The sequence below is a fragment of the Leifsonia sp. Root112D2 genome, assembly GCF_001424905.1.
In the GTDB taxonomy this organism is placed as follows: domain Bacteria; phylum Actinomycetota; class Actinomycetes; order Actinomycetales; family Microbacteriaceae; genus Root112D2.
Genome location: NZ_LMCU01000002.1, coordinates 379,846 through 405,743 on the forward strand (window position 1 = coordinate 379,846; position 25,898 = coordinate 405,743).

A 25,898-nucleotide genomic window follows, 5' to 3' on the forward strand; every position below is an offset into this window, starting at 1 on the left:
GCAGGAATGCCGCATACCGCATCCGGAATATAGGCGCGGTTAGTCTCGTATGCGTGAACGAGACGGTTCCGTCCGAAGACGACGCAGCGAGGCGCCCGGGATTCCTCTATCTTTTCGGGCGCGCGGTCATGGCTCCGCTCAGCCGGCTCGTGTATCGGCCCACGGTGATCGGCCGCAAGAACGTGCCAAAGACCGGCGCCGTCATTCTGGCCAGCAACCACCTCTCGTTCATCGACAGCATCGTCATCCCGATGGTCGCACCGAGGCGCGTGCAGTTTCTGGCGAAGAGCACGTATTTCGACGGCAAAGGCCTCAAGGGCTGGGTCTCTCGTTCTTTCTTCACCTCGATCGGGGCGGTCGGCGTGAGGCGCGGCGCGGGGCAGGCGGCACAGGATGCGCTGGATCAAAGCAAGGTCATTCTCGACAGCGGCGCGGCGTTCGCGGTCTATCCCGAGGGCACACGCTCACTCGATGGGCGGCTGTACAAGGGGCGCACCGGGGTGGCCTGGCTGGCACTGACCACCGGGGCCGTCGTCGTTCCCGTCGGACTGATCGGCACGGACAAGCTGCAGCCGGTGGGCGTGACGATCCCCCGGGTGACGCCCGTGACGGTGAAGTTCGGCACGCCGATCGACCTGAGTCGCCACGGTGCGGCCACCTCCGGCAAGGCACGACGGGCGGCGACGGACGAGATCATGGCGGCCATCCACGAGCTGAGCGGCCAGGAGCTTGCCGGAACCTACAACGAGGCGCCGCCGGCCAACACGGTCGAGCGGGTCAGGCGCGCCCTGCGCCCCGAGCGCCGGTAGCGCCTGCGGGTCAGGCCAGAACGAGCGTCTCCGGCTCGTGCTCGACGGGAAAATTGACGGATGCCGCGATGAAGCATTTCGAGGCGGCCTCCTGGTGCAGCGACGCGGCCAGTTCCCGCATGCCGGGCTCCGCCACGGTGACCCGCGGGCGCAGCGTGGCACGGGTGAAGTGACCGCTGCCGTCGGAGGCGGACTGCATCACGCCGGACGCGGCATCCGTGTAGGAGACCACCACGACGCCGTGGCTTGTCGCCACGTGCAGATAGCTGAGCATGTGGCACTGGCTGAGCGCGGAGAGCAGGAGCTCCTCAGGATTCCACCGTTCGGCGTTGCCGTGAAAGGTGCGATCGGCCGAGCCGTCGATGGCCGCCTTGCCCGCCGCACTGATCACGTGCTCGCGACCGTAGTCGCGATAGCCACTCGTGCCGGTACCGCGGTTGCCGGTCCACTCGGTGGTGACTTCGTAGTTGTGCACGTTGTCCATCTGCTCATTCTCGCAGCGGTGACTTTTGACAGCCGTGTCTTTTACAACAGCGGATGCGCGCGACACCGGCGATAAACTGGACTCACCATGACTGACACCCTTGCCGCCGCGCTCGCATCCGCCTCTTCGACCATGCAGTCGAATGCCGCGTCAGATGCCGTGCCGCAGCAGCGACGCGTCGTGACTGCGGTGCCGGGGCCGGCATCCGTTGCGCTGCACGAGCGTCGTCTCGCCGTCGTGCCCGTCGGCGTCGCCTCCACGGTTCCCGTGTACATCAAGCGCGCACACGGCGCGATTGTGGTGGATGTCGACGGCAACCAGTTCATCGACCTCGGCGCGGGCATCGGCGTGACGACCATCGGCCACACCGACCGGGCCGTGGTGGATGCCGCGGTGGCCCAGCTGGACGATTTCACCCACACGCTCTTCACGATCACCCCGTATGAGTCCTATGTGCGGGTCGCCGAGCTGCTCGCCGAGCACACGCCGGGCACCCACGCCAAGAAGACCGTGCTCGTCAATTCCGGCGCCGAGGCGGTGGAGAACGGCGTGAAGATCGCCCGCAAGCACACCGGTCGCCGCGGGGTCGCCGTGCTCGAGCACGCCTATCACGGCCGCACCAACCTCACCATGGCCATGAACTTCAAGGCCGCACCGTATGCCAGCGGCTTCGGGCCATTCGCCGGCGATGTCTACCACGCCCCCAGCTCGTACCCGTATCACGACGGCCTCAGCGGTGCGGATGCCGCGCGGCGCACCGTCGCGTATCTCGAGAAGGTCGTCGGAGCACCCGACCTGGCCTGCCTCGTTGTCGAGCCGATTCAGGGCGAGGGCGGCTTCATGGTGCCGGCGGAGGGCTACCTGCCTGCGCTGCAGGAATGGTGCACGGCGAACGGCGTGGTTTTCATCGCCGACGAGATCCAGTGCGGCATGGCCCGCACCGGCGCGTGGTTTGCGAGCGAACACTTCGGGCTCGTTCCCGATATGGTGCTCGCGGCCAAGGGCATCGCCGGTGGGCTGCCGCTGGCCGCCGTCACGGGGCGCTCCGAGATCATGGACAGCGCCCAGCCGGGCGGGCTCGGCGGCACCTTCGGCGGTAACCCCGTCTCGGCCGCCGCGGCCGTGGCCGTCTTCGAACAGATCGAGAAGAACGGGTTGCTGGCCGAAGCCGCGCGCATCGAGCACACGCTGAAGCCCGCACTGCTCGGCCTGCAGCAGAAGTACGACGTGATTGGCGATGTGCGCGGCATCGGCGCCATGCTCGCGATCGAGCTCGTGCAGCCGGGCACGGGGGCGACGAGCAAGGAGCCGAACGCGGCCGTCGTCGCATCCGTCGCCGCCTACGCCGCGCAGCACGGCGTGCTGCTGCTGACCGCAGGTACCTACGGCAACGTGCTGCGTTTTCTGCCAAGCCTCGCCCTCACCGATGAGCTACTGGCCGACGCGATCTCAGTGATCGACGACGCCTTCGCCGCGCTGTGAGCGTGGCCGGCGGGGTGAGCGCCGCTCCGCGCGGCACCTTCGGCACGGACGAGGCCGCTGAACTCGCCGTCGTGGAGCGCGGCGGCTTCATCGAGTCACGGCATGCGGGGTCGGCGATAGTGCTGGGGCCCGATGGCGCGGTCGTGGCCTCACACGGCTCCCCCGCCGCACCCATGCTGCCCCGCTCGAGCATGAAACCGTTCCAGGCGATAGCCGTCATGACGGCCGGAGTCGCGCTCGACGGGGCATCCGCGGCGCTCGCCACCGCGAGTCACGCGGGAACCGCCGCGCACGTCTCGCTCGTGCGCAGTCTGCTCGCCCGCGCCAATCTCGACGAGAGCTCCCTCGCCTGCCCCGCCGATCTGCCGCTCGACGGCGAGGCCCGCACGGCGCTGCTGCGGTCCGGTGAACCCGCCCGCCCGATCTACATGACGTGCTCGGGCAAGCACGCGGCGATGCTGCTGGCGTGCGCGCAGAACGGCTGGCCGGTCGAAGGATATCTTGAGGCGCAGCATCCGCTTCAGCAGCAGATTCGCGATGTTGTCGAGCGGCTCACCGGCGAGAAGGTGCTGGCCACCGTGCCCGACGGATGCGGCGCCCCCGTTCACGCGATGACGCTCACCTCCCTCGCCCGCGGCATCCAGCGCATTGCGACGGCCTCGGAATCGTCACCGTTCGCCCTGTACCGCAACGCCGCAGTGCTGCGCCGAAGTGTGCTCGAGAACGCCTGGGCCATCGACGGCCCTGGCCGGGTGAACACCGTGGTGATCGAGAAGCTCGGGGTCTTCGCCAAGTGGGGTGCCGAGGGTGTGATGGTCGCCAGCGCGCCGGACGGCACAACGGTGGCGCTGAAGATGCTCGACGGAGCTCTTCGGGCCGCCACGATCGTAGCCCTCGCGTTGCTATCGGATGCCGGGGCGCTGCAACGCACGGCCGTCGCGTCCGTGATTCCCGAGTTGGGTCTCGACGTGCTCGGCGGTGCGAGCGTTGTCGGCGGCATTCGGCCCAGTTACGCTCGGCCCAGCGCCCGAGCGCGCACCACCGACAACCGGGAGGCGTGAACGATGACGGAGGACTCCGTGGCCAATCTCTCTGAGCGCGGCTGGAGGTCCACCGCGTTCACCCGGCTCGTGGGCATCGAGCTGCCGCTAGTGCTCGGTGCGTTCGGGGGCGCCTCGTCGACCGCGCTCGTCGCGGCCGTGAGCAACGCGGGCGGGCTGGGCTCGTACGGCCTGTATGGGCTCGGTGCCGATCGCATCCGCAGTGTCGTCACCGAGCTGCGCACGCTCACCGAGCGACCGTTCGCGCTCAACCTGTGGCTGCCGTTCGACGGCCATGAGTGGGATCTGCCGAGCGCGCAGCAGTTTGCCGATTACACGCGGGCTCTCGCGCCGTACTTCGAGGAGTCGGGGCTGGCGCTGCCCGAGCAGCCCGCGACGTTTCTGCCCAGCTTTGATGAGCAGCTTGACCCGGTGATCGAGGCGCGGCCCGCTGCCCTGAGCTTCGTGTACGGGGTGCCGCCACAGGATGTTCTGGAACGTTGCCGCCGGGCCGGCATCGTGACGATAGGCACCGCTACAACGCCGGATGAGGCCAGGGCACTGGCGGCCGGCGGCGTCGACGCCATCGTGGCGACGGGCATGGAGGCGGCGGGGCACCGCGTCTCGTTCCTGCGTCCGCCCGAAGAGTCGCTGATCGGCACCATGGCGCTCGTGCCTCGCGTCGTCGATGCCGTCGATGTTCCGGTGATTGCGGCGGGAGGCATCGCCGACGGTCGTGGGGCGGCCGCGGCGTTGGTGCTGGGTGCGCAGGCCGCACTGATGGGCACCGCGTTCCTGGCCTGTGACGAGTCTGCCGCCAACTCCGCGCACCGCGCGAAGCTGTGGAGCGCGGACGCGGAGACGACCGTCGTGACTCGCGCGTTCAGCGGCCGAGCCGCGCGCGGCATCCCGAACAGGATGAGCCGCGAGCTGGGCCCGAGCGGCGAGGGCCTGGCACCGTTCCCGGTGCAGGGCTGGCTGGCTTCGCGCATCAAGGCCACGGCCGTGCAGCGCGAAGACCCCGAGTTGATGTCGCTGTGGGCCGGGCAGGGCGCGCCGCTGGTTCGGTACCACAGCGCCGCGGATGTCGTAGCGGCCGTCGTGCGCGATGTGGACGCACTCCTCCCGGTGGTCGAGCAACCGAGGCTATGAGCCAAGGAGGGCGCTTGCGAAGGCCGCCTGGTACTCCTGCTGCTCGGCGTCGGTGAGAGTGCGGAACTGATGCGCCCTGGCAAACATCGCGTCGTCGGGAAACACGAGGGGGTTGGCGGCAAGCGCCGGATCGACCGTGGCCGCGATCTCCTTCGCGCCGTCGACCGGGCTGACGGTCTTCACCCACGAGGCAACCTCGGCCGCGACATCGGGTTGGTAGTAATAGTCGATGAGCTTCTCGGCATTCGCCAGATGCGGTGAGCCGATCGGCACCTGAAAGTCGTCGCTGAAGAGCGTGCCCCCGGCATCCGGCATGGCGAAGCTCCATTTGTTGCCCGCCTCGGCGTTCAGCAGCGCCACGTCGCCGCTCCAGCAGATTGCCGCAACCGTGTTCCCCGCGCGCAGGTCGTTGGTGTACGAGTTCCTCGCCGGCGCAAGTTGGCCGTCACCCACCTGCTTCTTCAGCACGTCCACCGCATCGTAGAACGCATCCGTGCCCCAGTGCTCGCCGACGTCGACGCCGTTGTCGAGCATGATGAGGCCTATCGTGTCGCGCATCTCGGAGACGACGCCGACGCGCCCCTTGAACGACGGGTCCCACAACTCCGAGACGGAGGCAATCCCGTTCGGCACCGCCTCGGTATTCCAGCAGATGCCGGCGAAGTTGCTCTGCCAGGGCAGCGAGCGCTGACGGCCCTCATCGAAGTCGACCCCGGTGAGCGGAGCGCGCAGATTCTTCGCATTCGGCAGCCTCGAGGCGGTGAACTTCTGCACGTATCCCAGCCGGATGAGTCGTGCGGTCATCCAGTCGGTGAGCACCATGAGATCGGCACCGATGTCTTTGCCCCGGGCCAGTCGTCGCTCGACCGAGTCATAGTAGCTACCGTTCGCCGTAATCGACTCGGAGTACTTCACCGAAATGCCGCTGGCCTTCGTGAAGGCGTCGAGGCTCGGGTGGCCACCCGCAGTATCCGCGTCGAGGTAATCGGGCCAGTTCGCCCAGCGCAGCGTCTTCTCGGTGCTCGAGCTGTCGGATGCCGCGGAAGGCTTGACGACACCCATCGGCGTGCATGCGGCGAGCGCGAACGACGCCGCTGCAGCACCAGCCGCGGTCAGCACCGACCGCCTGCTCAACTGCGTCTGCCTCGCGGCACGAATAAGGGTACGAATCTGCGGGTCGCTCGGCGGCTGCATGCGTCTCACGAGCGCGCTCCTTCTGGGCTCTGCGGCGATATCCGTCGTGGTGAATCCTAAACTTCGCGCGATCGGAACCTCGACGCAACACATCGCTTCTCACGAATGCGGCACACGGAGATACGCTGAAATGGAGCCGGCCCACAAGGCCCGGCTCACCCGCGTCATCGCATTCTGCCACCGCAGCGCGCCCAACGGAGGGACACCATGAGAATCGCCATCGTTCGCGAAATCAAGAACAACGAGTTTCGGGTGGCCATCACCCCGGCTGGCGTGCACGATCTCGTTTCGCACGGGCACGAGGTCATCGTTGAGCATGACGCCGGTCTCGGTTCCTCCATTCCCGACGAAGCATATGCCTCGGCGGGCGCACGAATCTCCGCCACCGCTGCCGAGACGTGGTCGGCCGCGCAGTTGCTGCTCAAGGTGAAGGAGCCCCTCGAGAGCGAGTACGGCTACTTTCGTGAGGGCCTTGTGCTGTTCACATTCCTGCATCTGGCCGCGGAGCCGCAACTGACGCGAGCACTGATCACCTCGGGCATGACCGCCATCGCCTACGAGACGGTGCAGTCCGCAGACGGCTCGCTCCCCCTGCTCGCCCCCATGAGCGAGGTTGCGGGTCGCCTTGCCCCCATCGTCGGCGCCAACACCATGCTCAAGCCGAACGGCGGCCCCGGCCTGCTGGTTCCCGGAGTGCCGGGCACGCATCCGGCCGTTGTCACGGTGATCGGCGCCGGGGTCGCCGGAAGCAATGCCACCGGTGTCGCGGTGGGGCTCGGAGCGGAGGTGACGGTGCTCGACACCAACATCGCCCGGCTGCGGGAGCTCGACGCCGTCTACGCCGGCCGCATCAAGACCATCGCCTCGAACAGCTTCGAGGTGCAGAAGGCCGTGATCGCCTCCGATCTGGTGATTGGTGCCGTGCTCGTGCCCGGGGCCCGCGCGCCCAAACTCGTGAGCAACGAGACCGTCTCGCGCATGCGCCCCGGCAGCGTTCTGGTGGACATCGCGGTCGATCAGGGCGGATGTTTCGCCGACTCGCACGCGACGACGCACGCCAATCCGACCTTCACCGTGCACGGCTCGCTGTTCTATTGCGTGGCGAACATGCCGGGCGCGGTTCCGCACACCTCAACCTATGCGCTGACGAATGCGACGCTGCCGTACGTTCGCGCCATTGCGTCGCGCGGCTGGCGTTCGGCCCTCGCTGGCGACGCGGCATTGGCCGCCGGACTGAATGTGCACGCGGGCGCCGTGACCAACAATGCTGTGGCGGATGCGCACGGGCTCGCCGGTGTGCCTCTCGTGTCTATTCTGCATTCGCTGTAGTCGGGCTCACTGCGGTCAGGCTCGCCGTCGGCAGTCGCGCCCGGCTGAGGTGGCCCTCAGCGTCGCACAGCCACACCCGATCGCGCTCGGGCCCGAGCAACGGCGGCAGCGCGCGGGTGCGCGCGATGGCACGCACCTCCGCAGGAGTGCAGCCGTCGAAGGCCAGCATGCCACGCGTTCGCAGCGTGCCGAGCAGCGACCAGCGTGCCTGCCAGGCATCCGGATCGCCGACGATGACCGATGCCGGTGACCCCGCTGAGGTGGAGGACACGTCCAGGGAAGCCACGTCCGTGGAGCGTGCGTCGAGGCCCGTGACGACGGCACCGGCCCCGAGCGCGGCCTGCAACTCGCGCAGGCGGCGCGCCGGTGCGCGGGTGACGAGCAACAGGACGCTTCCCGGCTCGAAGGCCAGCAGAGGGGCGGTCTCCTTACGCGCACCGCGCTGCCTGGGCCGGCCGTTTTCCTCGGTTTCAGGGAGGGCGAGTTGCACCCGGTGGCCCTTCCAGCATGCGCCTCCGGGCCGAAGCGTCTCCTCGTAGAGCGTCGCGTCCGCGCCGGCGAGCAGGTGTTCCTGGCGGTTCGGCATGCGCAGAACGAGCTGTGCGCCGAACAACGCAGCCAGGGACCCGAGCGCACCCACCAGCCGTTGCACGGTGACGACGAGTCGTATTCCCGCTGCCGGACCGTCACGCAGCACGGTGGAGAGCATCTCGACGAACTCCTGCTGGTAATCACCGGGCAGCCGCGAATAGACCGAGTCGATGTCGTCAGCCAGGAGCAGCGTCTGCCTCGTCTCCCCCTGCCGCAAGTCGTCCAGGTCGTGCCCGGAGCAGCGCTCGGATGCCCACCGCAGGGCATCCCAGCGGCGCTCGGCGGTGTCTCCCAGGCTCAGTACCGCGCCGGAGAACCCCGACTGCGCCGCCAGGGAACTCAGCATCGTGCTCTTGCCCGAGTGCTGGGCACCCAGAACGAGCAGACTGCCTTCGAGTCTCGGACAATACCGAACCACGCTTTGCCGCTGTTCCTCGGGCACGTCCTCGACGCCGAGAACCAGGCTTTCGTTCGAGCCTTCGGCACCAGCTATCAGGGTGCCCAGCGGAATCTCTGCGGGGAGGGGGTCGAGCCACGGCCGTCGTGCGCGCGCCGGGACGTGCTGCGCACCCGACTCTCGCGCCGCCGCATCCGCCGCGTGCGTCGCTCTCGCGATCGCGTCGATGTCGTCGACCTCAGTGACGGCAATCTGCACCAGCGCGGTGGCGCCGTCTGAACCGATGATGCACCGGCCGGGGTTTGTCGCGGGAAGCGCCGCGGCGGCATCCGTGCCCACCACCGCCTGGCTGTCTGCACGGTTGTTGACGCGAAGAGAGAGCCGCAGGCCACAATTGGCCAGCAGCGCATCGCGCATGGCACCCGCCGGGCGCTGGGTGCACAGGATGAGATGAACGCCCAGCGAGCGACCTCGGGCAGCCACATCACTGAGCACGGCATGCAGTTCGGGCAGTGCCTCGAGCATGGCGGCGAACTCGTCAACCACAATCACGAGGCGGGCCAGCCGCCCGCGACAGGCCGGGTCGGCAATGTCCGTGGCCTTCAGCTGGGCCAATGTGCGTTCCCGGCTGCGCAGCTCGGCCCCCAGGCTCGCCAGCGCCCGCGAAGCTGCCACGTGGTCGAGATCGGTCATGACCCCCACCGTGTGGGGCAACGCGGTGAGCGGGGCGAACGCGGCACCACCCTTGAAATCGATGAGCAGAAAGGTGACCTCGTCGGGCGTGTGCGCCGCCGCCATGGCGGTGACCCACGTGATGAGCAGTTCGCTCTTGCCGCTGCCCGTCGTGCCACCGACAACGGCGTGCGGGCCCTGCGACACCAGGTCAAGCATGCGCACCCCCGACTCGTCGAGGCCTATCACGCAGTCGAGAGAACCGGGCTTTGTCTTCGGCCCCGCAAGCCCGGCAGGCACGGCAAGCTGGGCGAACCGTACCGACGGCGGCACGCCGCGCATCGCTGAGATTCCGGCCGCGGCAGCGTGGCGACGCAGCACCCGCACGAAGCGCTCGGCCTCCGCCGCCGTGACCAACTCGAGCGCGAGACCCGCGCCTTCCCCCACAGCCTCGCCCCCGGCGCTGATGGCTTCGGCACCGATCAGTTCGGCATTGCCGGCCCCCACAATTCTGACCACGGTGCGACAGCTCGTGGGCAGCGCCTCAATGGAATCAGCGAGAGCGATGACCAGCGGTGCAGCGGATGCCCCGGGCACGTCACCCGCCTGGCTGCGGCGGGCGCTTTCCACGCTGGCGGCGCGAGCCCCTGACGAGTTGCCTTCGACCCCCGTGGTGCGGTATTTCTCGCGGACCTCGATACGAATCTCGGTCTTCCGGCCTCCCGCCGCGTGCGGCAGGCCCGCAGCCCACTCCCAGCCCTCGTGTGGCACGACGGCCAGTCCGGCCAGCTCGGGCGAGAGCGCGTGCACGAGTTGCACCAGGTACCCGCGAGCGACGGCGCGGGCCTGCGCGACGGGGCCGACGATTCCGAGCCCGGCAGCGGCATCCGTCACCACGACGGCATCGCCCAGGCTTGTCGCGCTCGCACAGAGCTGCCGCTCGTCGTCGGTGCGTGGGGATCCCCCGATGCTCAGCTCACTTCTCACCGTGCCCAGCCCGAGCGCGAGAGTTGTCGCCCCGGAATCCGCCCGCCCGCCACGCCAGCGGGTGATATCGCCCTCGGCATCGCGCAGAAGCGCAGCGGCCGGTGGGTATCGATGGGCCCGCCGGGTGCGCTCGTCATCGTGGCGCAACACGATCTGCTCACGCAGCCGTGCGGTTTGCCGCCGTACCTGAATGCGATGCTTGCGGCGCTGCCGCCGAGCATGCCACCGCCCGTCGACCATGCCCGCCACGGCGACTATCGGGCTGAGCGCCGCAAAGACGAGAGCGAAGGGTGAGCGGGTGATCGCCCAGATCGCGCACGCCGCGATCAGCGGTGCGACGCTCGCCACCAGTGGGAACGAACCTCGATGCGGATCTGGTGGATGCTCGGGGAGGGTGAGCGGCTCGATCGTCATGCCCCAAGACCATCACCGACGCGGCCCCCGCGCGGCGCGAATGCCGCCAGCTGTGGGAAACTCGCTCAATTCCGCGCTGTCGAGGAATAGGCACGGTCGAAGAATGGGCGCTGCCGAGGAATGGCCGCGCACGACTCAGGCGTCGACGCCTCAGCTGACGTCGAAGTGCTGGTCTCCGATCTCCACGCGGGCACCACGACCGACCCGGTATCGGCGGCCGGGCTCGCACAGACGCGCACCACCACCGGGGGCATGAACGACAGTACCGTTGCCCGAATAGCGATCACAGATCCACAATTCGCCGCCCTCGAGGCCGAACTCCAGGTGCGTCTTCGACACGGATCTGCCCGGATCGGTGATCTGCACGACCTGCGCGACCGACTCCCCCGGCTGCGCGATCGGTCGGCGCCCCAACAGTCCCCCGCCCATCACACGAGCGTGTTCGCCCGTGCTGAAGGTGAGGAAGAACACGGTGGTCGGTCCGGTCTGCTCGTCGACCACGCTGGGCTCGTCCGCGACGGCGGTGTTGGCGTCAGCGGCCGCGACGGGCTCAGGAGCGGGCGCCGGCGGTTCCAGCACGATCTCTCGGCTCACGATGGCGGGTCCGGCAGAGGCCGGCCTGGGTAGTGGCTCGATGATGGTGGTGTCGGATGGCCGCGGGTCGGCGATCGCGGGCCGGGTCAGCGGCGTCGCATTCACCGCGCTGCCGCATTCGCCGCAGAACATGGCTCCCTCGGGCAGTAAACTGCCACACACTCGACAGTTCATTGCCCGTCCTCTCTCCATATTCGGTCGTTGCGTGCCGCGGTCTCTTGCTCGCCTGCCTCGCTCGGGCGCCTGCCCCTCGTCTTCTCTCCACGGTAGACCCCGAGAGAGCGCAACGAGACCGCCGCCTTCAGCCGCTGCCATCGGCTGCGCTGACTGCCGAGAGAAGAGCGCAGTTCCCGCACGTCCTTCCACACGGCATCCGCCTCGTCGGGGGTGGGCGCGCTCGGGCTGAATACGGCCCGATTCGCCGCGGATGCCAGCACCAGCGGTCGCATCCCGCCCACTGTTTCGGCGAGCTCGATGCGTGTCGCGGCCGGCGGCGGCGCGTATCCGTAGTCGACGGCGGCATCCGCGAACTCCTGCCAGCCACCGGCGATGCGCTCGATGGAGGTCGGGGCACGTTTGCGCAGGGTGCGCCGCCGCATCTTCGCCGCCACCACCGCGAGGAAGGGGGCGGCGAGAATGGCCAGTGCGAGCAGGCTCCAGCCGGCTATCGTGAGCACCGCCAATAGCAGGGCAACGAAGGCACCCGGCCCCGAGTCGTCCTGCTTGTCGACGTGCGACTGCGGCGATTCCTGTGGTTGCTTGATGGTCTCGTCCCTGGGCGGCTGCACCACCGATTGGGGCCTGGAGATCTGCTTCGGCACATCCGGCTGCTTGGCCGGAATCTGTCGCACCGGAGGCGTTGGATCAACAGTGACCCAGCCATCCGCCTTCGTCTGCACCTCGATCCAGGCCGAGACATCAGATCCGGTGAACGTCACGGCGCCGCTGGTCGATGCACCAGCCGGCAGGGCGAAACCGAAGACCACCCGGGCCGGGAATCCGAGCTGCCGGGCCATGAGCGCCGCCGTGACGGCGTACTGCTCCTGGTCGCCGATCATCGGCACATCCGTCAGCAGTTGCGTGATGCGGTCTGCGCTGTGACCCGAGCGGCTCACCGGCTCGGTTCCGATGCCGTGGCTGATGTATCCGTTGGCCTTCAGCGCCTTCAGCGCGGCCGCGAGCTTCGACCCCGGGCTGTTTTGCGAAGCGGAGTAGTCCTGCAGCGTCGAGACCAGCTCGTCGGGCACCACACCGGGCTTGGGAAGGGTTGCTGAGCCCGGCTCGGCCGAGTCGAGCTGCGCGGCGGTGCGCTCGGGTTTCACGACGGCATCCAGGCTGTAGCTGTCGCCGGTGCCAACGGTGCGCGTGACAACGCTCGTGCCCGTGGTGTCGTTGTAGAAGAACGAATTCTCCAGGGCTGCGGCGTTCGAACCGTCGAAATGCACCTGCTGCAGTTGGCCGGCGCCGGGCAACCAGACTCCCGTATATCCCTTCACGGTCACGTTCAGTGTGACGTGCCTGCCGTCCACGCCTGCCTGATCGAGCCGGTACGGCACTCGGGTGAACGAACCGGATTCGCCGTGCGCTCCTTCGGCCCCCACCGCGTACACGACCCCGTCGTAGCTGTCGAGCGTGGCGATCTGGATGCGCCGGTCACCGGCAAGACCGCTCACGGTGAACATCGGCTTGTTCGAATCGGCCGGTTCGAGGTATCCCCTGAATCCGACAAGTGGGCTCGGGTAGTCCCGGGGGTCAAACGGTTGAACCACGCGGGTGCGCACGACGTCGCGGGGGGCTTTCGTCGGCAGAAGAATCGTCGCGGCGGTCCCGACGGATCCGGCGATCACCAGGATCACCGCGGCTCCCGCGACGGTGCGCAAGCCGATGTGACGGCGGTCCCTCGAGGTCTCAACCGCCACGCCTGACTGAGCGGCCAGGGCCCGTACCGCGGCGGAACGGCGCCGCCAGCGGAACCAGTTCAGCCAGAACAGCAGCACGACCAGCAGTCCGAGCGCCGCCGGCAACGGCGACTCGTCGACGCTCGGCCCCAACAGAATCGCCGCCACGAAGAGCAACATGGGGGCCAGCACCGCGAGCTCGCCGTACCGCGCCCGCAGCGCAACGGTGAGCCCCGTGACGGTGGCGAGAAGAATCAGGATGAACGCCGGCACCAGCAGCGCCTGGTAGGCACCGACGGGTAAAGAGATCGTGACGAGTTGCTTCCAGCTCAGCGCTGTGGCCTGCAGCAGTCCAAGCTCACCGGATGCCGAGGGCAGGATGCCGCTGATCGCCTCGTGCGGAATCGCCAGCGGCACTCCGAGCGCCAGGTACAGGGCGATGACGGCGGGCACCATGACAGCACTCGTCCAGCGGAAAATGGCCCCGAGCACGGCCAGCACGCAGCCGACACCGACCGTGACAGCCGCCATCACCAGGAATTCGCCGCTGCGGTAGACGCCCCAGAATGGCGAGGCAGCGATGGCCGTCGCCGCGATGGCAAAGACCAGGTTGACGACGATGGCCGTCGCGGACGGCCGCTTCACGCGACAGCCGCCCGTCGGGCGAGGCTCTTCTGCAGATCATCGAGGAAGCCGACGGTGAGCACGGTCAGATCGGTCACCTGGCGCAGCGACGGCGCGGCGCCTTCGTCGCAGACGACCGCTATCACGTCGACGCCGAGCGGAAACTGCAGGGAGGCGGCCCGCAGTTCGGTGGGCGTCACGGTGGAACCGCAGACGAGAAACGCAATGGAAATGCCGGCGGCACCTTCCGCCGCCACGCGGCAGAGCTCGGAGAGCCGCAGCGCCGTGTCTGCCATCGCCACCCGGGCGAGGTCGTCGAGCAACCGTGCCCGGTTGACCGTGCTGAGTCGTCGCATCGCGTAGACGGCACGCTTGGCGAATTCCGGAGTCTTCTCGCTGGCGACCACCGAGACGGTTCTCGCGTCCCGAATCGCGCGAACCCCCAACGATCCCGCGACGCTCACCGCCAGCTCGAACTCCTCGTCGCCGGCGTAGTCGGCCGTGGCGAGGCTCAACGCCACCATGAGGTGGCTGCGACGGGTCTCCTCGTACTGGCGCACCATGTAGCTGCCGGTCTTCGCTGTGCTCTTCCAATGGATGTTGCGACGCTCGTCACCGGGAACGTATTCGCGCAGCGCATGGAATGCGACGTCGCTGGCCGTCAGGTCACGCGTGGGCGTGCCCTCGAGGTCCTTGATGAAGCCGGTGCTCATGCTGGGAATCGCAATGGTCTTCGGGTGCACGAACAGCTCGAGAACGCTGGCCCAGACCACCTCGCGGCGAATCAGCCCCACGGGGTCGGCTCGCACCGTGCGCACCGGTCCGATGGGAATCACACCGCGACGCGAGGTCGGCACCAGGAACACGTCGTGAAAGCTTGCGTCTTTGGCCAGGGAAGGCATGGCGAATTCGGCCAGGCCGAGACCGACGGGAACCTCAACGCGCACACCGGCGATGCGCCGTCTGCTCGGGTTGTGCACGATCAGCTCTCCGGGAGCCTTGTCACCGACGACAACGCGATTGCCCGGCATGGCCAGCCGCACCTGAAAGGCGTTGCGGCCGATCAGGTAGAACAGGGCGGCACAGACCAGCGCAAGCCCGGTCCAGGCGACCACGACGGCCTCCGTCCAGCCGAGCGCGTATCCCAGCCAGAATGCGAGCACTATCACTATCGCGATGGACCAGCCGAGCGGCGTCACGACCGAGCTGACCCTCCGCCACACGAGAGCGAGCGCGTCGAACGCCGTGCGCACGACACGCACGGCGTTGACTATCGCGTCGGCGAGCCGACCGTCGCGGGTTCCGACGATGCGGGTTCGTGCGTTGGTGAGCTCGTGCTGCGTTCTGGTTACGGTGTTGGTCACACGGCTTGCCGATCAAGCGGTGGTGGGGTCTCGATGAGAATCTGCGCGACGACGCTCGAGGTCGTCACCCCATCGAATTCGGCCTCAGGGTCGAGCACCATGCGGTGTGCCAGCACCGGTTCGACGAGCGCCTTGACATCATCCGGAATCACGTAGTGCCTGCCGTTGGCGGCCGCGAGCGTCTTGGCGGTGCGCAGCAGCGCGAGGGCGCCGCGCACGCTCACGCCGAGACGCACCTCGACGGCGGTACGCGTGGCATCCACCAGCCGGGAGACGTAGTCGTTGATGGCGGCATCCACGTGCACGGTGCGGGCGAGCGCGCCCATCTCCACCACGGTGTCTGCGGGCACGACAGCGGGAACAATGACCTCGTGCGCCTTGTGGTCGGATCCGTCGAGAATGCGCAGCATGGCCTCGTGGTCGGGGTAGCCGATGGATGCCTTCATGATGAAGCGGTCGAGCTGCGCCTCGGGCAAGCGGTAGGTTCCCGCCTGCTCGATGGGGTTCTGCGTGGCGATGACCATGAACGGCGCCGCGACAGGATGGGTTACTCCGTCGACGGTGACCTGACCCTCCTCCATCACCTCGAGCAGCGCAGACTGGGTCTTGGGGCTGGCGCGGTTGATCTCGTCGGCGAGCACGATGTTGGCAAAGATGGGTCCGCGGTGAAACTCGAAGTTGCCGCTGCGCTGGTCGTAGATGTTGACACCGGTGATATCGCCGGGAAGCAGGTCAGGCGTGAACTGTACGCGGTTGCTCGAGCCATGCACACTCTGCGCTATGGCGCGCGCCAGCGAGGTCTTGCCGGTGCCGGGAAAGTCCTCGAGAAGCAGGTGGCCCTCGCTGAGCAGCGCCGTGAAGGAGAGGCGGATGACGTGCGTCTTGCCGAGCACAACGCGCTCGACATTCGTCACCATCCGCTCGAAGACATCGGCGAACCACTCGGCCTGCTCGGGGGTCATGGTCATGCGGGTACCTCTCCACGTTCTCGCGCCGCTGTGGCGGCTGAATTCAGTATGCCGGTGGGCCGGGCAGATGCGGCGTCAGACAGGCTAACCAAAGTCAGAGCCCCTGTAGTTGATGGTGTAAGTCGTGCCGTTCGTGGTGACGGTGACAGAGAGGGACGGAGCGGACGCGCCCAGAGGCACCGTGCAGCTGCCGTTGGCGCCCGGCGTCAGCGCCGCATCGGCCTGTCCGCAGGTGAATGTCGCGCTTCCTGCGCTGAGCGAGGCGCTGTCCCAGGTGAACGTTGCTGGAGTGGTAGTGACAATCGGGTCGGCGGGGGGATCAACAGGGGGATCAACGGGAGGCGGTGTTGTAGTGGTAGTTGTCTCCGGCGTGAAATGAAGATTCGCGAGTTTGACCGAAACGACAGCGTTTGCGGATGTTGCGCTGTACCAGCCGCTCGTCAGCGAGGTGCCGTCGGGATAGGTCGCGACGGCCTGAAGCGAGACGGACACCCTATTACCGGCAGACACGCCATCGACCCTGAAGGTCTTGGTACCCGAGCTTGGCACACGATCAGGCTGGGCAGTGCCGTTGACTTGATAGTTCCAAGTAATGGTTGCGTTGCCGCTCGAGCTCTGCGTGATCGAGGAGAGGGTGAACTGATTCCAGAGACCAGAGACGGAGCCGTTGGCATTGATGGCCGAGTTGTCCGGCCCAGTCAGGGTGACACCGCTCGGTGCGCTCGGCCGCGAATGCGGAGTTCCCTTCGCGGGGGTGCTCGGAGTGCAGCCCTGCCCGTTGAAGGCGAAAACGATGAACTGATATTTCGTGTTGGCCGAAAGCCCCGAGAGTATGGCACTCGTTGCGCCATCCGTGATCACCGCGGTGCCATCCGCACCATTGGAATCGAATGTTCCAGATGCGCTGCAGCTCGGTGCGCTGCCTCCGGACCACGCTGCGACGTAGTAGGCGGTGATAGGCCGGCCATTCTCGGAGAAGATCCCTGGCCACGAAACTGTTGCGCTTGTGCCGTTCTGTAGATCGACCGTGACACCGGGCGCCGCACTCGTCGCCAGTGGCGGGCCGGCAGGGACCCCGCTCGTCGACGCCGTGTTCCAGATGGCTCCTCCACCGTAGAACGCATTGCGCGAGGCGACGGTCACGGGCTGAGTCGTCCCATTCGCGAGCCCCGTGGCGTCATATGCATAGGTTCCCGCAGGAAGCGTCGTCGTCGATCCGCCGACCGTGACCACGTACGACGTGACGGCGCTGGCGCCGGCGACCGCTGGCGGCTTGTCCCACGTGATGTGCAGGCCGCCATCGAGCGGGGAGACCTGCAGATTCGCGGGCGCGGCCGGCACGATGTTCGACCACACCGAGTCGGGATAGGTGACGGCATCCGATAGACCGAGCGCATTGCGCGCTTTCACGGAGACCCTCACGGCGTTTTCCGGGCCGTTGCCCGGCGTCGGGATCGTGCACACCGTTGCACCACACGGTGTCATCGTCGTGCCGCCGGCGCCCGTGGTCGTCACCTCGAAACCCGTGATGGGCGAGTTGTTGAAGGCGCCCGCGGTCCACGCAGCCGTCAGAGAGCGATCGCCAACACCAGTGATCTGCAGGTTCGCCACCGGGTCCGGCCTGTCCTGAACGGAGATGCGCACGCTGCCCCAGGCGTAGCGATCGGGGTCACCCGTTGCATCCGCCACCTCATACTGAAGGTTGGTGTCGACCGGAGCGGCATTCTGCGCGACGGTCACCGAGAGCCTGCTCTTATCCGCACTCGGGGTGATCGAGACCCCGTCGGGCAGGCTGCCCGAGCCGAGACCACGCACCGCGATGACCCGCAACGGCGTCTGTGGGAACGGGTTCGTCGCGTTGTCGTTGGCGAGCACGTCGATGATGGTGGTCTTGCCGCGCGGCGCGATCTGCGAATCGGCGGCGGGCACGGCGAGCGGGCGCGTCGAGGGCACGACGGTGAGCTGGATGCGACCGGCCTGCCCGGCATTGATCGCATCCTTCACCCCCACCAGAACCGTTGCGTTCGTGCCCTTGGGCGTGCTCTCGGCCGCACTGAGCGTCAGTTTCTGCCCGGAGAGGCTGACCGTGAAACCGGTGGGCTTGGGGTCGAGCACCGTGTACTCGAGCTCTCCCTGGTCTTTCGCGTATGGATAGCTGGTGAGCTTGAGCAGGTCGAGAGTCTTGGCCTGTCCCGGCTCGAAGTCGATCAGTCCACCCGTGAAGACCGGGGGCTGGTTCTCACGCGGCGTCACGGTGATGGGCAGCACGAGCGTGGCCGTGTGCCCGTTCGGATCGGACGGCGAGGTGCCATCCGTCACCTCGAACGAAATGGAGGCGAGACCGAAATAACGGTCGGCACTGCGGAACGAGAGGGTGTGGGAATCCGCGACCAGGTTCGCGCCGTTCGCGTGTGTGGCGCGCACGGTCGAGGCATCCGTCAGCATGACCTTTTTGCCGCCGACGGCGACGACATAGTCGTTGAGATTGATCTTCAGGGTGCTCTCGCTGGCGACGGTCAGAGGCTTGGCACCCCGCTTGATCTGCGGCAGCGCATCGTTGTAACCGGGCACCCAGATGAGCGCATAGGCGACGATCTTCGGGTCATCCGGATGCGCGACGGCGAACGGAATGATCTGGCTCTGGTCGCCGATCTTCACGCGGATGCGCTTGTCGCTCGTGACGCTGGCCACATCGGCGAAGTCGGGCAGAACCGAGAGTTTGAGCCTGCTGACGGGGCCGTCGGCGAAGAAGACGTTCGCCAGGACGTTCACGTCGACGGTCTTCTTGCCGAGGATGTCTGACAGCGTGAGCACGGTGTCGCTGGCCACGGGGCGCGACAGCGGCGCATCCGAACTCACTATCACCGTGAGAAAGTTCGAGCTGGTGCCGCCGCGCTCGTTCTGAATGTCGTAGATGAAGCCGTAGCGGCCCTCGGTCTTCGGCGCCGTCACGGTGACAACGTCGCCGTCGATCTTCGCCTTGGCCGTGCCGGATGTCGGCGCGATCTTGGTGATGGTCAGCGGAGAATTATCCGGGTCCGAATCGTTGGCGAGAACCTGCACCGAGACGGTGCGCCCCGGTCGCACCGTCACCTCGTCCTCGACGGCCACCGGATTGCGGGCGCCGTCGAGCTTGGCGGCAATACCGACCCGCACGATGCCGCTCGCTCGAGCGCCGAGCGCGTCGACGACGCTGTAGCCAAAGGTGTCTGTGCCCGCGGAGTATTCCCCGGCCTGGTAGTCGATCCAGTCCGTGCCCACGCCGGTGACCGCGCCCTTGCTCGGGTTGCTGTCCTGGCCGATCAACTGCACCGAGTCACCGTCGGGATCGATTCCGCTCAACGGGATGGGAATACGCACCGTGTCGCCGGCGAGCACCCGGGCCGTGACCGTCTTGGGCACCGGCGGGTTGTTCGTGGACTCGTTGAGCTCGCGCACCGCGATGGTCACCTGCGCGCTGGCCCATTGACCGTCGGGAGCCGTCACACGATAGGTCGCGGTGAAGTTACCGGTCTTCTTCGGTGCCAGGTAGCGCAGCACATCTCCGGAGGCGAACAGCAGGCCCGCGCCCTCGGGCAGCGGCTTCACGAGCGTGGGATCGAGGGTGAGATCGTCGCCGTCGGGCTGGCTGTCATTGGCCAGCACAGGAATGTCTATGGCATCGCCGACACGCACCGACACCGTATCCGGGTTGGCAATAGGGGGCTGGCGCACCGCGGGCTGCGGAATCTGAATGACCGTGACGGTGCCCTGGGTCTCGGCCAGACCGTTGCTGATGCGGTAGTTGAAGTCCACCGGTGCGTCCAGGGGCCGGGTCAGCGTCACGCGCAGAATGCGCTGCTGCAGAATCTCGACGCGCAAACCGGATGCCGCCGGCACGTTCGACACACCGGTGATCAGCAGAACACCACCGGCTGGGTCGATGTCGCTCGCGAGAACGTCGACCTCCTGCGTGCTCTGCGCGTGGATGAACGCCGTGTGCGGAACGGCGATGGGCTGCGTCTTCGCCTCGGGCGGCGCCTGAACATCGACGCGAACGAGGCCGGTGGCCGTGGTGACGCCGTCGGTCACCGCGTAGTCGATGTAGTGCGTACCGACGCTCGTGCTGGAGAAGCGGAACGTGCCGCCCTCGTAGTCGGGGGTCAGCGTCGCATCCGTCTTGGCGGGCACGGAGCTGAGCCGTACCGTGCCGGTGCCGCCGCGCACGTGGCTGAGCGGGGAGATGGTCTTCTCCTGGCCGGAGATCACCGGCACCGCGAACGGCTCCGCGATGATCGGAACGCTGCCGGCCGGCCGCACCGTGACGGCGAAGACGCCCGTGCCGTCTGCCCTCGAATCCGAGACGACCAGGTTCACGTTCTTGAGCGTGCCGCCCTTGCCCTTGTCGGAGTAGACGACAGTACCTTGCGGGGTGAAGGTGACCGAATCGGGTGCGGCAACGCTGGCCACGGCGAGGTAGAACGGGTCACCGTCGGGGTCGTACCAGTCGCCGAGAACCTGCGAGGTGATGCGTCCGCCGGCCTGCACAAGACCCTTGGTGCGCCGAATCTGCACGGGCGGCGAGTTCTCGTCGGGTGTGCGCACGGTCACGCTCACGTGTGCGGTCGCCGAGCCGCCGCGCCCGTCGGTGATCGTGTAGTCGAAGCTGATGACGCCGCTGGCTGTCACGGGCAGGGTCAGCTGCAGTTGCTGCCCGCTGTTGACCACATCGAGCCGACCGGTCTCGGCGGGGATGCCCGTGGTCGAACTGATCACCAGCACGTCGCCATTGGGGTCGTAGTCATTCATGAGAACCGGCAGCGGATTCACCCGGCCTGGGCGCGCGCCCAGCTTGTCATCGACGGCGACGGGCGGCAGCTGGTTCTTCTCATACTGCGGCGGGGTATCGACGTTGTTCTGCTCGATCTCCTGGGTCTTGTCTTTCTTGACGACGAGCTCGTCCCAGTTGTCGATGAGCGCATTGCCGCTCTGTACCGCCCAGGAGGTGCCGCTGGCCGTGTCGTTGAGCACGGCGTGTGCCCCGTTGATGCGAAAGGAGAGCTCGGCGTTGGCCGGCATCTGCGGCAGCGTGTCTCGTGTGCCGTCGCTGGGCTGGCCGCAGCTCTTCCAGCTCTCTCCGCCTGCCCAGGCCGCGTACATGCATCCGCCGATCTCGATCGGCTGCGCGGGGCTGCCCAGGGTTCCCGCGGTCACGACTCGTGCGCCGCCGTCGGCGAGCCCCACCGCGATGAGCCCGTTCGAGGAGGCGATATACACGGTGTCGCCGGCGACGCTCGGCTTCTGAAGCACCGCGCCGGATGCCCCGTCCAGCGCGGCAGAGAGATCCACCGTTCCGCGCGCCAGGTAGAGCTTTTTCTCACTGGCAGAGAACAGCGCCCACTGGCCATTCACGCTCGTGAGCGTCTCGTCACCCGGGCTCGCCGCACTGTTCAGTGTGGCCACCGACTGCACCGCCTGGCTCGTGGCCGTGTCGACCCGCCGCAGCTGGTGCGTCTCGGGCAGGTAAGCGTAGAAGGTGCCGTTGTTGTCCATCGACATGATTGACTGGCCGCCGAGATCGAAGGTCGGCTGCCCGACGGCGCTGAACTCGGGCAGCTGGCCCACGCCGGTCATCCAAACCTGCCCTGTCGCCTCGGAGCCGATGGACACCCGGTTGCCGGCCAGCTGCACGACGGGCTCGCGCGGGGGAAGCGGAACGCTCTTGCCCGCCGTGGACGTGGCGGGGTCCACGCGACCGACCGTGTTGTTGCCGAGGTCGACCATGAGCACGTTCTCGCCGCTCTGTACGACGTCGACCCGCTTGCTTGCCGAGGCCAGCACGGTGTTCAGCTGGCTGATCTCCGTATTGGCTCGCCCGAGCAGTTCCCGCGACTGGCTGGTGACCCAGACGGCCGCGTCACCGAGATCCAGACGCTGAGCCGGATAGCCCCCGGAGACGAGTGCGACCGTCGTCACCAGCGCGACGACGGCCGTTCCGCTGACCGCGGAGACGGCGAGCGATTTGTGGGCGGCAAGCCACGAGCCGATCATGAGCCGCCCGCCGGGTTGACGCACTTCTGCGAGCTCGCCGGCCCGGTTCGGCCGTCACGGTTCACGGCGATGGTGATGCACACGGGGGTGGTGCCCGTGGCATCCACCTGAAACTGGGTGCCACGCTGGATGCTGGGCGGGGCGTCCCCGACCCGTACCTGATAGCTGTCCTGGGTCAGCAGACCGGGGTCGTCCCAGGAGAAGACGATGGTGCGCCCCGAGAGGTGGCCCGAGACGTCGCGCACCGTGGGAATGTCGTTCACCGATGCGGCGCGCACGAGCACGACGGTTGCCGTCGCCCCGAGCGCGAGTACGAGCACCGCACAGGCGACCAGCGTCCATACCAGGGTGCGCATGTGCCCGCTGTGCACCTCGATGGGTGTTCGGGAGCCGCTGGCGGCGGCGCTGCCCGCGCTTTCCTTCGTTCTCGGGCGAGTAGTCATGCGTGAGACGGTCGGCTTCGGCTTGCGGGTACGCCGACGCGGGCCGGAAGGGTCGACACTCACGAGGCCCTTGATGCGGGTGCGGTCTTCCGGGTCGGCGACGGTGGCGAGAGCCCAGTCGTCCATCGCTACCTCGATGGGCGTCTGCGCGAGGCCCAGTTCTGTCTCGACCGATTGCAGTTCGCGAATCAGTTCCAGCACGCTGCGCTGGCGGGCATCCGGTCGCTTCGACATGGCTCTGGCCAGGATCGTCTCGAGCCGGGCCGGCACGTCGTCGCGCCCGAGTGGCGCTACCCTGGCCTTGGAGATGCGGCCGATCAGGTCGGCCGGGGAGTTGTTCTTGCCCACGATCTCGAACGGCGAGTGCCCTGCCAACAGCGAATACAGCGTGGCCCCGAGAGCCCACACCTCGCTCGCCACGCTTCCTGGGGTGTCGTCGAGCAGCACCTCGGGCGCCGACCACGGAATGGAGAGCCCGGCCGCTTCGGTGAGTTCGACCTCCCCCAGCGTGGCGGCGATGCCGAAGTCGCTGAGCACCGGATGCCCGTATGCCGTTGTCAGAATGTTCGACGGCTTGATATCGCGGTGCAGCACCCCGGCGCGGTGAGCGGTCTCGACTGCGCTGGCGACCCGGATGCCGACGCTCAGAACTTCGGGAACGGCCAGCGGCTGCGCGCGGTAGCGTTGGCCGATCGAGGCCGAGCACAGTTCCATGACGATATACGGGCGACCGTCGGACGACACGCTCGCCTGATAGACCGTGAGAATCGATGGGTGCGTACTGAGCTGCGCCATCAGGTTGGCCTCGGCCTGGAACATCTGCCGCACCTGCGTGGTGGCGACCTCGGCGAGCATCACCTTGACAGCGACCTGACGTCGTGGCATGTTCTGCTCATAGAGGAACACGTCGGCGAATCCGCCGGAGCCGAGCACGCGCACATAGGAGAAGCCCGGCAGAACCGGCGGCTGCGAAGGCAGTCGTCTGGTCATGTCGTCACCCCCGCAGGCTCAGGCACGAACGCAATAATGTACTCCCAAAGTCGCTCGACGGCGTCGGCCGCACCGCAAGCGCTTCCCCATTCTAGGCAGGCGCATCCCGCCTTTTGTCTCGTAATCCCGCACTGGGGACAACGCGACACACCCCCAAGACGGGGGTCATCTGGTTCAGTGCCGGCGCGAATCGCCCCGTGCCTCGGCATCGACGCGCTCACCATCGGGAGCCCCGAGCACGTCAACGACTATCACCGTGACGTTGTCGCGGCCGCCGTTGCCGAGAGCCGCCTCCATGAGCAGCTTCGCCGCGGCGAGCGCCGAGGTTCCGTCGGTGAGGAAGTGCCGAATGCCATGCTCCGTCAACTCCTTGGTGAGTCCGTCAGAACACACCAGCAGGCGCGCGCCCTCGACGATGGGAATCAGCCAATAGTCCGGAATGGGCTCCTCGTTGAACCCGACCGCCCGCGTGATGACGTTACTGTGTGGATGCACTTCCGCCTCGGCCGGCGTGATGGCCCCCGAGTCGATCAACTCCTGCACTATCGAATGGTCGATGGTGAGCTGATCAAGCACGCCGTCGATGAGCTGGTAGACGCGTGAGTCGCCGATATTGAGTACCAGCCAGTGGGCCACGCCGTCGACAAGGGTGAGGGCGATGCCCGTCACGGTGGTGCCGGTGCCCAGATCTGTCGTGCCCACACCCCTGGCGATGTCATCGACGGCGGCATGCAGGGCCTGGTTGATGGCCTCGCGCCCGACGAAATGCTCGGAAACCTTCTCGGCCAGCCGCGTGACGACGGCGGCGCTGGCGAAGTCACCGGCGGTGTGGCCGCCCATGCCGTCGGCCACCACGAAGAGCGGGGATCTGGCGAGCAGGCTGTCCTCGTTGGCGGCCCTGCGGTATCCGGTATCGCTGAGCGCGGCCCAGGCCAGGCTCACGCGACCACCTTCCGGTGCGGGCACGAGAACGTTGTGACGCCTATTGCTGCGTCCGATCTGGGTCACACGAGTCCTCTCGCCATGGGGGAAGGCGGACAGGCAGTCATTTCTCGTGTCGGGGGGACACAATCTCGATGATATTACCGTCGCCGATGTCGACCGTCGTTCCGGGAAGCACCACCCGCGACTCCCCCGGCCGCAGGCGGGTGCTTGGGATGCCTGGTCCGCTCACAACCGTACCGTTGGTTGAGCGCAAATCGGTCACCACAACCGAATCTCCCGATTGTTCGATGCGTACATGCGTGCTCGAAACCTCCTGGGTGGGCGAACTGACGGTCACCAGTCGTGGGGTGACACCGGATGCTATCGCCGGCGTGCGCGGGCTGCGACCGAAGAAGGTGGGGGCGTCGAGTTCGTAGCTGTCTCCCGGAACGATGCGAAAGCCGAACCGGCACGGCTCGGCGGCTCGCGGGGTCGCGGGTGCAATAGCGACGGCAGGAGTGGCCGGGGCCGGGCCGGGGCGAGTGACACGAGGCGGAGTCGAACGGGGTGCCTGCGCGGGAACAGACGGCTGGGTGGCAACAGGCGTGGGAGTCGCGGCCGGTCGCTCGTCACGAAGGATCGTGTCTTCGTCGGCGGCAGTCGGGTCGACGGAAGTCACGTCGACGGCGCTCGAGCCGACGGCCGGTGAGTCTACGGCGCTCGAGTCGATGGCGCCCACGCGGCCGCGAATGATGGTCTCGTCGAGATCGACATCGTGCTCACTCGATTCGGGAGTGAGAGCAATCGAGCCGCGCCGAAAGACCACCGTCCTCTCGAGTTCGACGATGTCTGTCTGCCTGCCGAGGCCGATGGCGGCGAGTTCCTTCTCGGGTTCGTTCTGTGTCCAGAATGCCCTCGCGGTGCGCACCACTCCTTCGCCCAACGGGAAGGACGCCCCGGTTGCGCGAGCGGTCAGCGCGGCGGGCGCGTTCTCCGCGCCCATCACGAACCCTGTCACGGAGCGGAAGTCGGCGAGCACCCAGGGCTGCACGCCCGCGGCGGAAAAGCGCCGCGCCCCGCCGACGGAAACGACGTCAACGCAGGCCGTACCCCGCACCACGGCGGTAACGGTGCAGCCGTCGGTGCCCGAGACATCCGCCGGAAGGCTCACGATGGCGAACGATCGCACACCGCCCTCGCCGGTGAGCGGGATGGCTCCCACGACGGATTCGATGCGTGCCGATGCCTGGCGACCGAGTCGCCACAGCTCGTCGAGCACGTTCGCTGGGGCGCCTGCCGCGAGACCGGCGATGAAACTCCGACCACAAATGAGGGTCCACGATGTCTGGTCTTCCGCAGGCACATACTGCGTATACCCGAGAGTCACCAGCGCATCCTCGTACAGTTCTCTTTCGCTCAGTTGCACGGTGTTGAGACGAGGGCCACGGCCCCTGCGCTGAGCTACACCATGAGGTGACTCATGATGTGACTCGCGACGTGCTTCACCCGAGT

Annotated in this window: 16 protein-coding genes; 5 read left to right on the top strand and 11 right to left on the bottom strand. The window is 67.4% G+C overall.

The window, feature by feature from the left end; genetic code table 11:
* Positions 1-128 precede the first annotated feature (128 nt).
* The gene (locus ASC63_RS15635) at positions 129-809 is read left to right on the top strand and encodes a lysophospholipid acyltransferase family protein (RefSeq protein WP_082487938.1); all 681 of its coding nucleotides are present in this window, start codon (positions 129-131) and stop codon (positions 807-809) included.
* 10 nt (positions 810-819) lie between these two features.
* Here ASC63_RS15635 and ASC63_RS15640 read toward each other — a convergent pair whose 3' ends face one another.
* On the bottom strand, positions 820-1,293 hold the full coding sequence (locus tag ASC63_RS15640; RefSeq protein WP_055816470.1) for an OsmC family protein: 474 nt from the start codon (positions 1,291-1,293) through the stop codon (positions 820-822).
* Positions 1,294-1,425: 132 nt separating this feature from the next.
* On the opposite strand from ASC63_RS15640, the gene gabT reads away from it, so the two are divergent.
* From gabT to ASC63_RS15655, 3 genes are read left to right on the top strand one after another with little or no spacing between them, the layout of a single operon-like run.
* Complete coding sequence (gene gabT, locus ASC63_RS15645) at positions 1,426-2,775, top strand: 4-aminobutyrate--2-oxoglutarate transaminase (protein WP_200936954.1); 1,350 nt, start codon at positions 1,426-1,428, stop codon at positions 2,773-2,775.
* A gap of 14 nt (positions 2,776-2,789) precedes the next feature.
* Positions 2,790-3,836, top strand: coding sequence for an asparaginase (locus ASC63_RS15650; RefSeq protein WP_200936948.1), 1,047 nt, complete (start codon positions 2,790-2,792; stop codon positions 3,834-3,836).
* Positions 3,837-3,839: 3 nt separating this feature from the next.
* Positions 3,840-4,967: an NAD(P)H-dependent flavin oxidoreductase gene (locus ASC63_RS15655; RefSeq protein WP_082487922.1), complete on the top strand. Its 1,128-nt coding sequence runs from the start codon at positions 3,840-3,842 to the stop codon at positions 4,965-4,967.
* Here the strand turns inward: ASC63_RS15655 and ASC63_RS15660 are convergent.
* Positions 4,962-6,161: an ABC transporter substrate-binding protein gene (locus ASC63_RS15660; RefSeq protein ID WP_055816476.1), complete on the bottom strand. Its 1,200-nt coding sequence runs from the start codon at positions 6,159-6,161 to the stop codon at positions 4,962-4,964. The genes ASC63_RS15655 and ASC63_RS15660 overlap by 6 nt on opposite strands.
* Before the next feature lie 207 nt (positions 6,162-6,368).
* On the opposite strand from ASC63_RS15660, the gene ald reads away from it, so the two are divergent.
* On the top strand, positions 6,369-7,490 hold the full coding sequence (gene ald / locus ASC63_RS15665; RefSeq protein WP_055816478.1) for an alanine dehydrogenase: 1,122 nt from the start codon (positions 6,369-6,371) through the stop codon (positions 7,488-7,490).
* Here the strand turns inward: ald and ASC63_RS15670 are convergent.
* The 9 genes from ASC63_RS15670 to ASC63_RS15710 all read right to left on the bottom strand — a co-directional run bounded on the left by ASC63_RS15670 (position 7,471) and on the right by ASC63_RS15710 (position 25,773).
* Positions 7,471-10,551: an FtsK/SpoIIIE domain-containing protein gene (locus ASC63_RS15670; protein ID WP_055816480.1), complete on the bottom strand. Its 3,081-nt coding sequence runs from the start codon at positions 10,549-10,551 to the stop codon at positions 7,471-7,473. The genes ald and ASC63_RS15670 overlap by 20 nt on opposite strands.
* 150 nt (positions 10,552-10,701) lie before the next feature.
* Positions 10,702-11,250, bottom strand: coding sequence for an FHA domain-containing protein (locus ASC63_RS15675; RefSeq protein ID WP_235492371.1), 549 nt, complete (start codon positions 11,248-11,250; stop codon positions 10,702-10,704).
* 65 nt (positions 11,251-11,315) lie between these two features.
* Complete coding sequence (locus ASC63_RS15680; RefSeq protein WP_082487923.1) at positions 11,316-13,688, bottom strand: transglutaminase-like domain-containing protein; 2,373 nt, start codon at positions 13,686-13,688, stop codon at positions 11,316-11,318.
* Entirely contained in the window at positions 13,685-15,031 is a 1,347-nt protein-coding gene (locus ASC63_RS15685; RefSeq protein ID WP_055816489.1) for a DUF58 domain-containing protein, read from the bottom strand. Before ASC63_RS15685 ends, ASC63_RS15680 begins: the two co-directional genes overlap by 4 nt.
* Positions 15,028-15,999, bottom strand: a complete 972-nt coding sequence (locus tag ASC63_RS15690; protein WP_055816491.1) for an AAA family ATPase — start codon at positions 15,997-15,999, stop codon at positions 15,028-15,030. The genes ASC63_RS15685 and ASC63_RS15690 overlap by 4 nt, the downstream gene beginning before the upstream one ends.
* An 84-nt stretch (positions 16,000-16,083) precedes the next feature.
* Positions 16,084-22,029 carry a fibronectin type III domain-containing protein gene (locus ASC63_RS15695; protein WP_055816493.1) on the bottom strand — a complete coding sequence of 1,982 codons (5,946 nt, stop codon included), beginning with the start codon at positions 22,027-22,029 and terminating at the stop codon, positions 16,084-16,086.
* On the bottom strand, positions 22,026-23,462 hold the full coding sequence (locus tag ASC63_RS15700) for a serine/threonine-protein kinase (RefSeq protein ID WP_055816495.1): 1,437 nt from the start codon (positions 23,460-23,462) through the stop codon (positions 22,026-22,028). Before ASC63_RS15700 ends, ASC63_RS15695 begins: the two co-directional genes overlap by 4 nt.
* A gap of 174 nt (positions 23,463-23,636) precedes the next feature.
* Complete coding sequence (locus tag ASC63_RS15705; protein WP_055816498.1) at positions 23,637-24,470, bottom strand: PP2C family protein-serine/threonine phosphatase; 834 nt, start codon at positions 24,468-24,470, stop codon at positions 23,637-23,639.
* Positions 24,471-24,507: 37 nt separating this feature from the next.
* Positions 24,508-25,773: an FHA domain-containing protein gene (locus tag ASC63_RS15710; protein ID WP_157487741.1), complete on the bottom strand. Its 1,266-nt coding sequence runs from the start codon at positions 25,771-25,773 to the stop codon at positions 24,508-24,510.
* Positions 25,774-25,898: the final 125 nt, after the last annotated feature.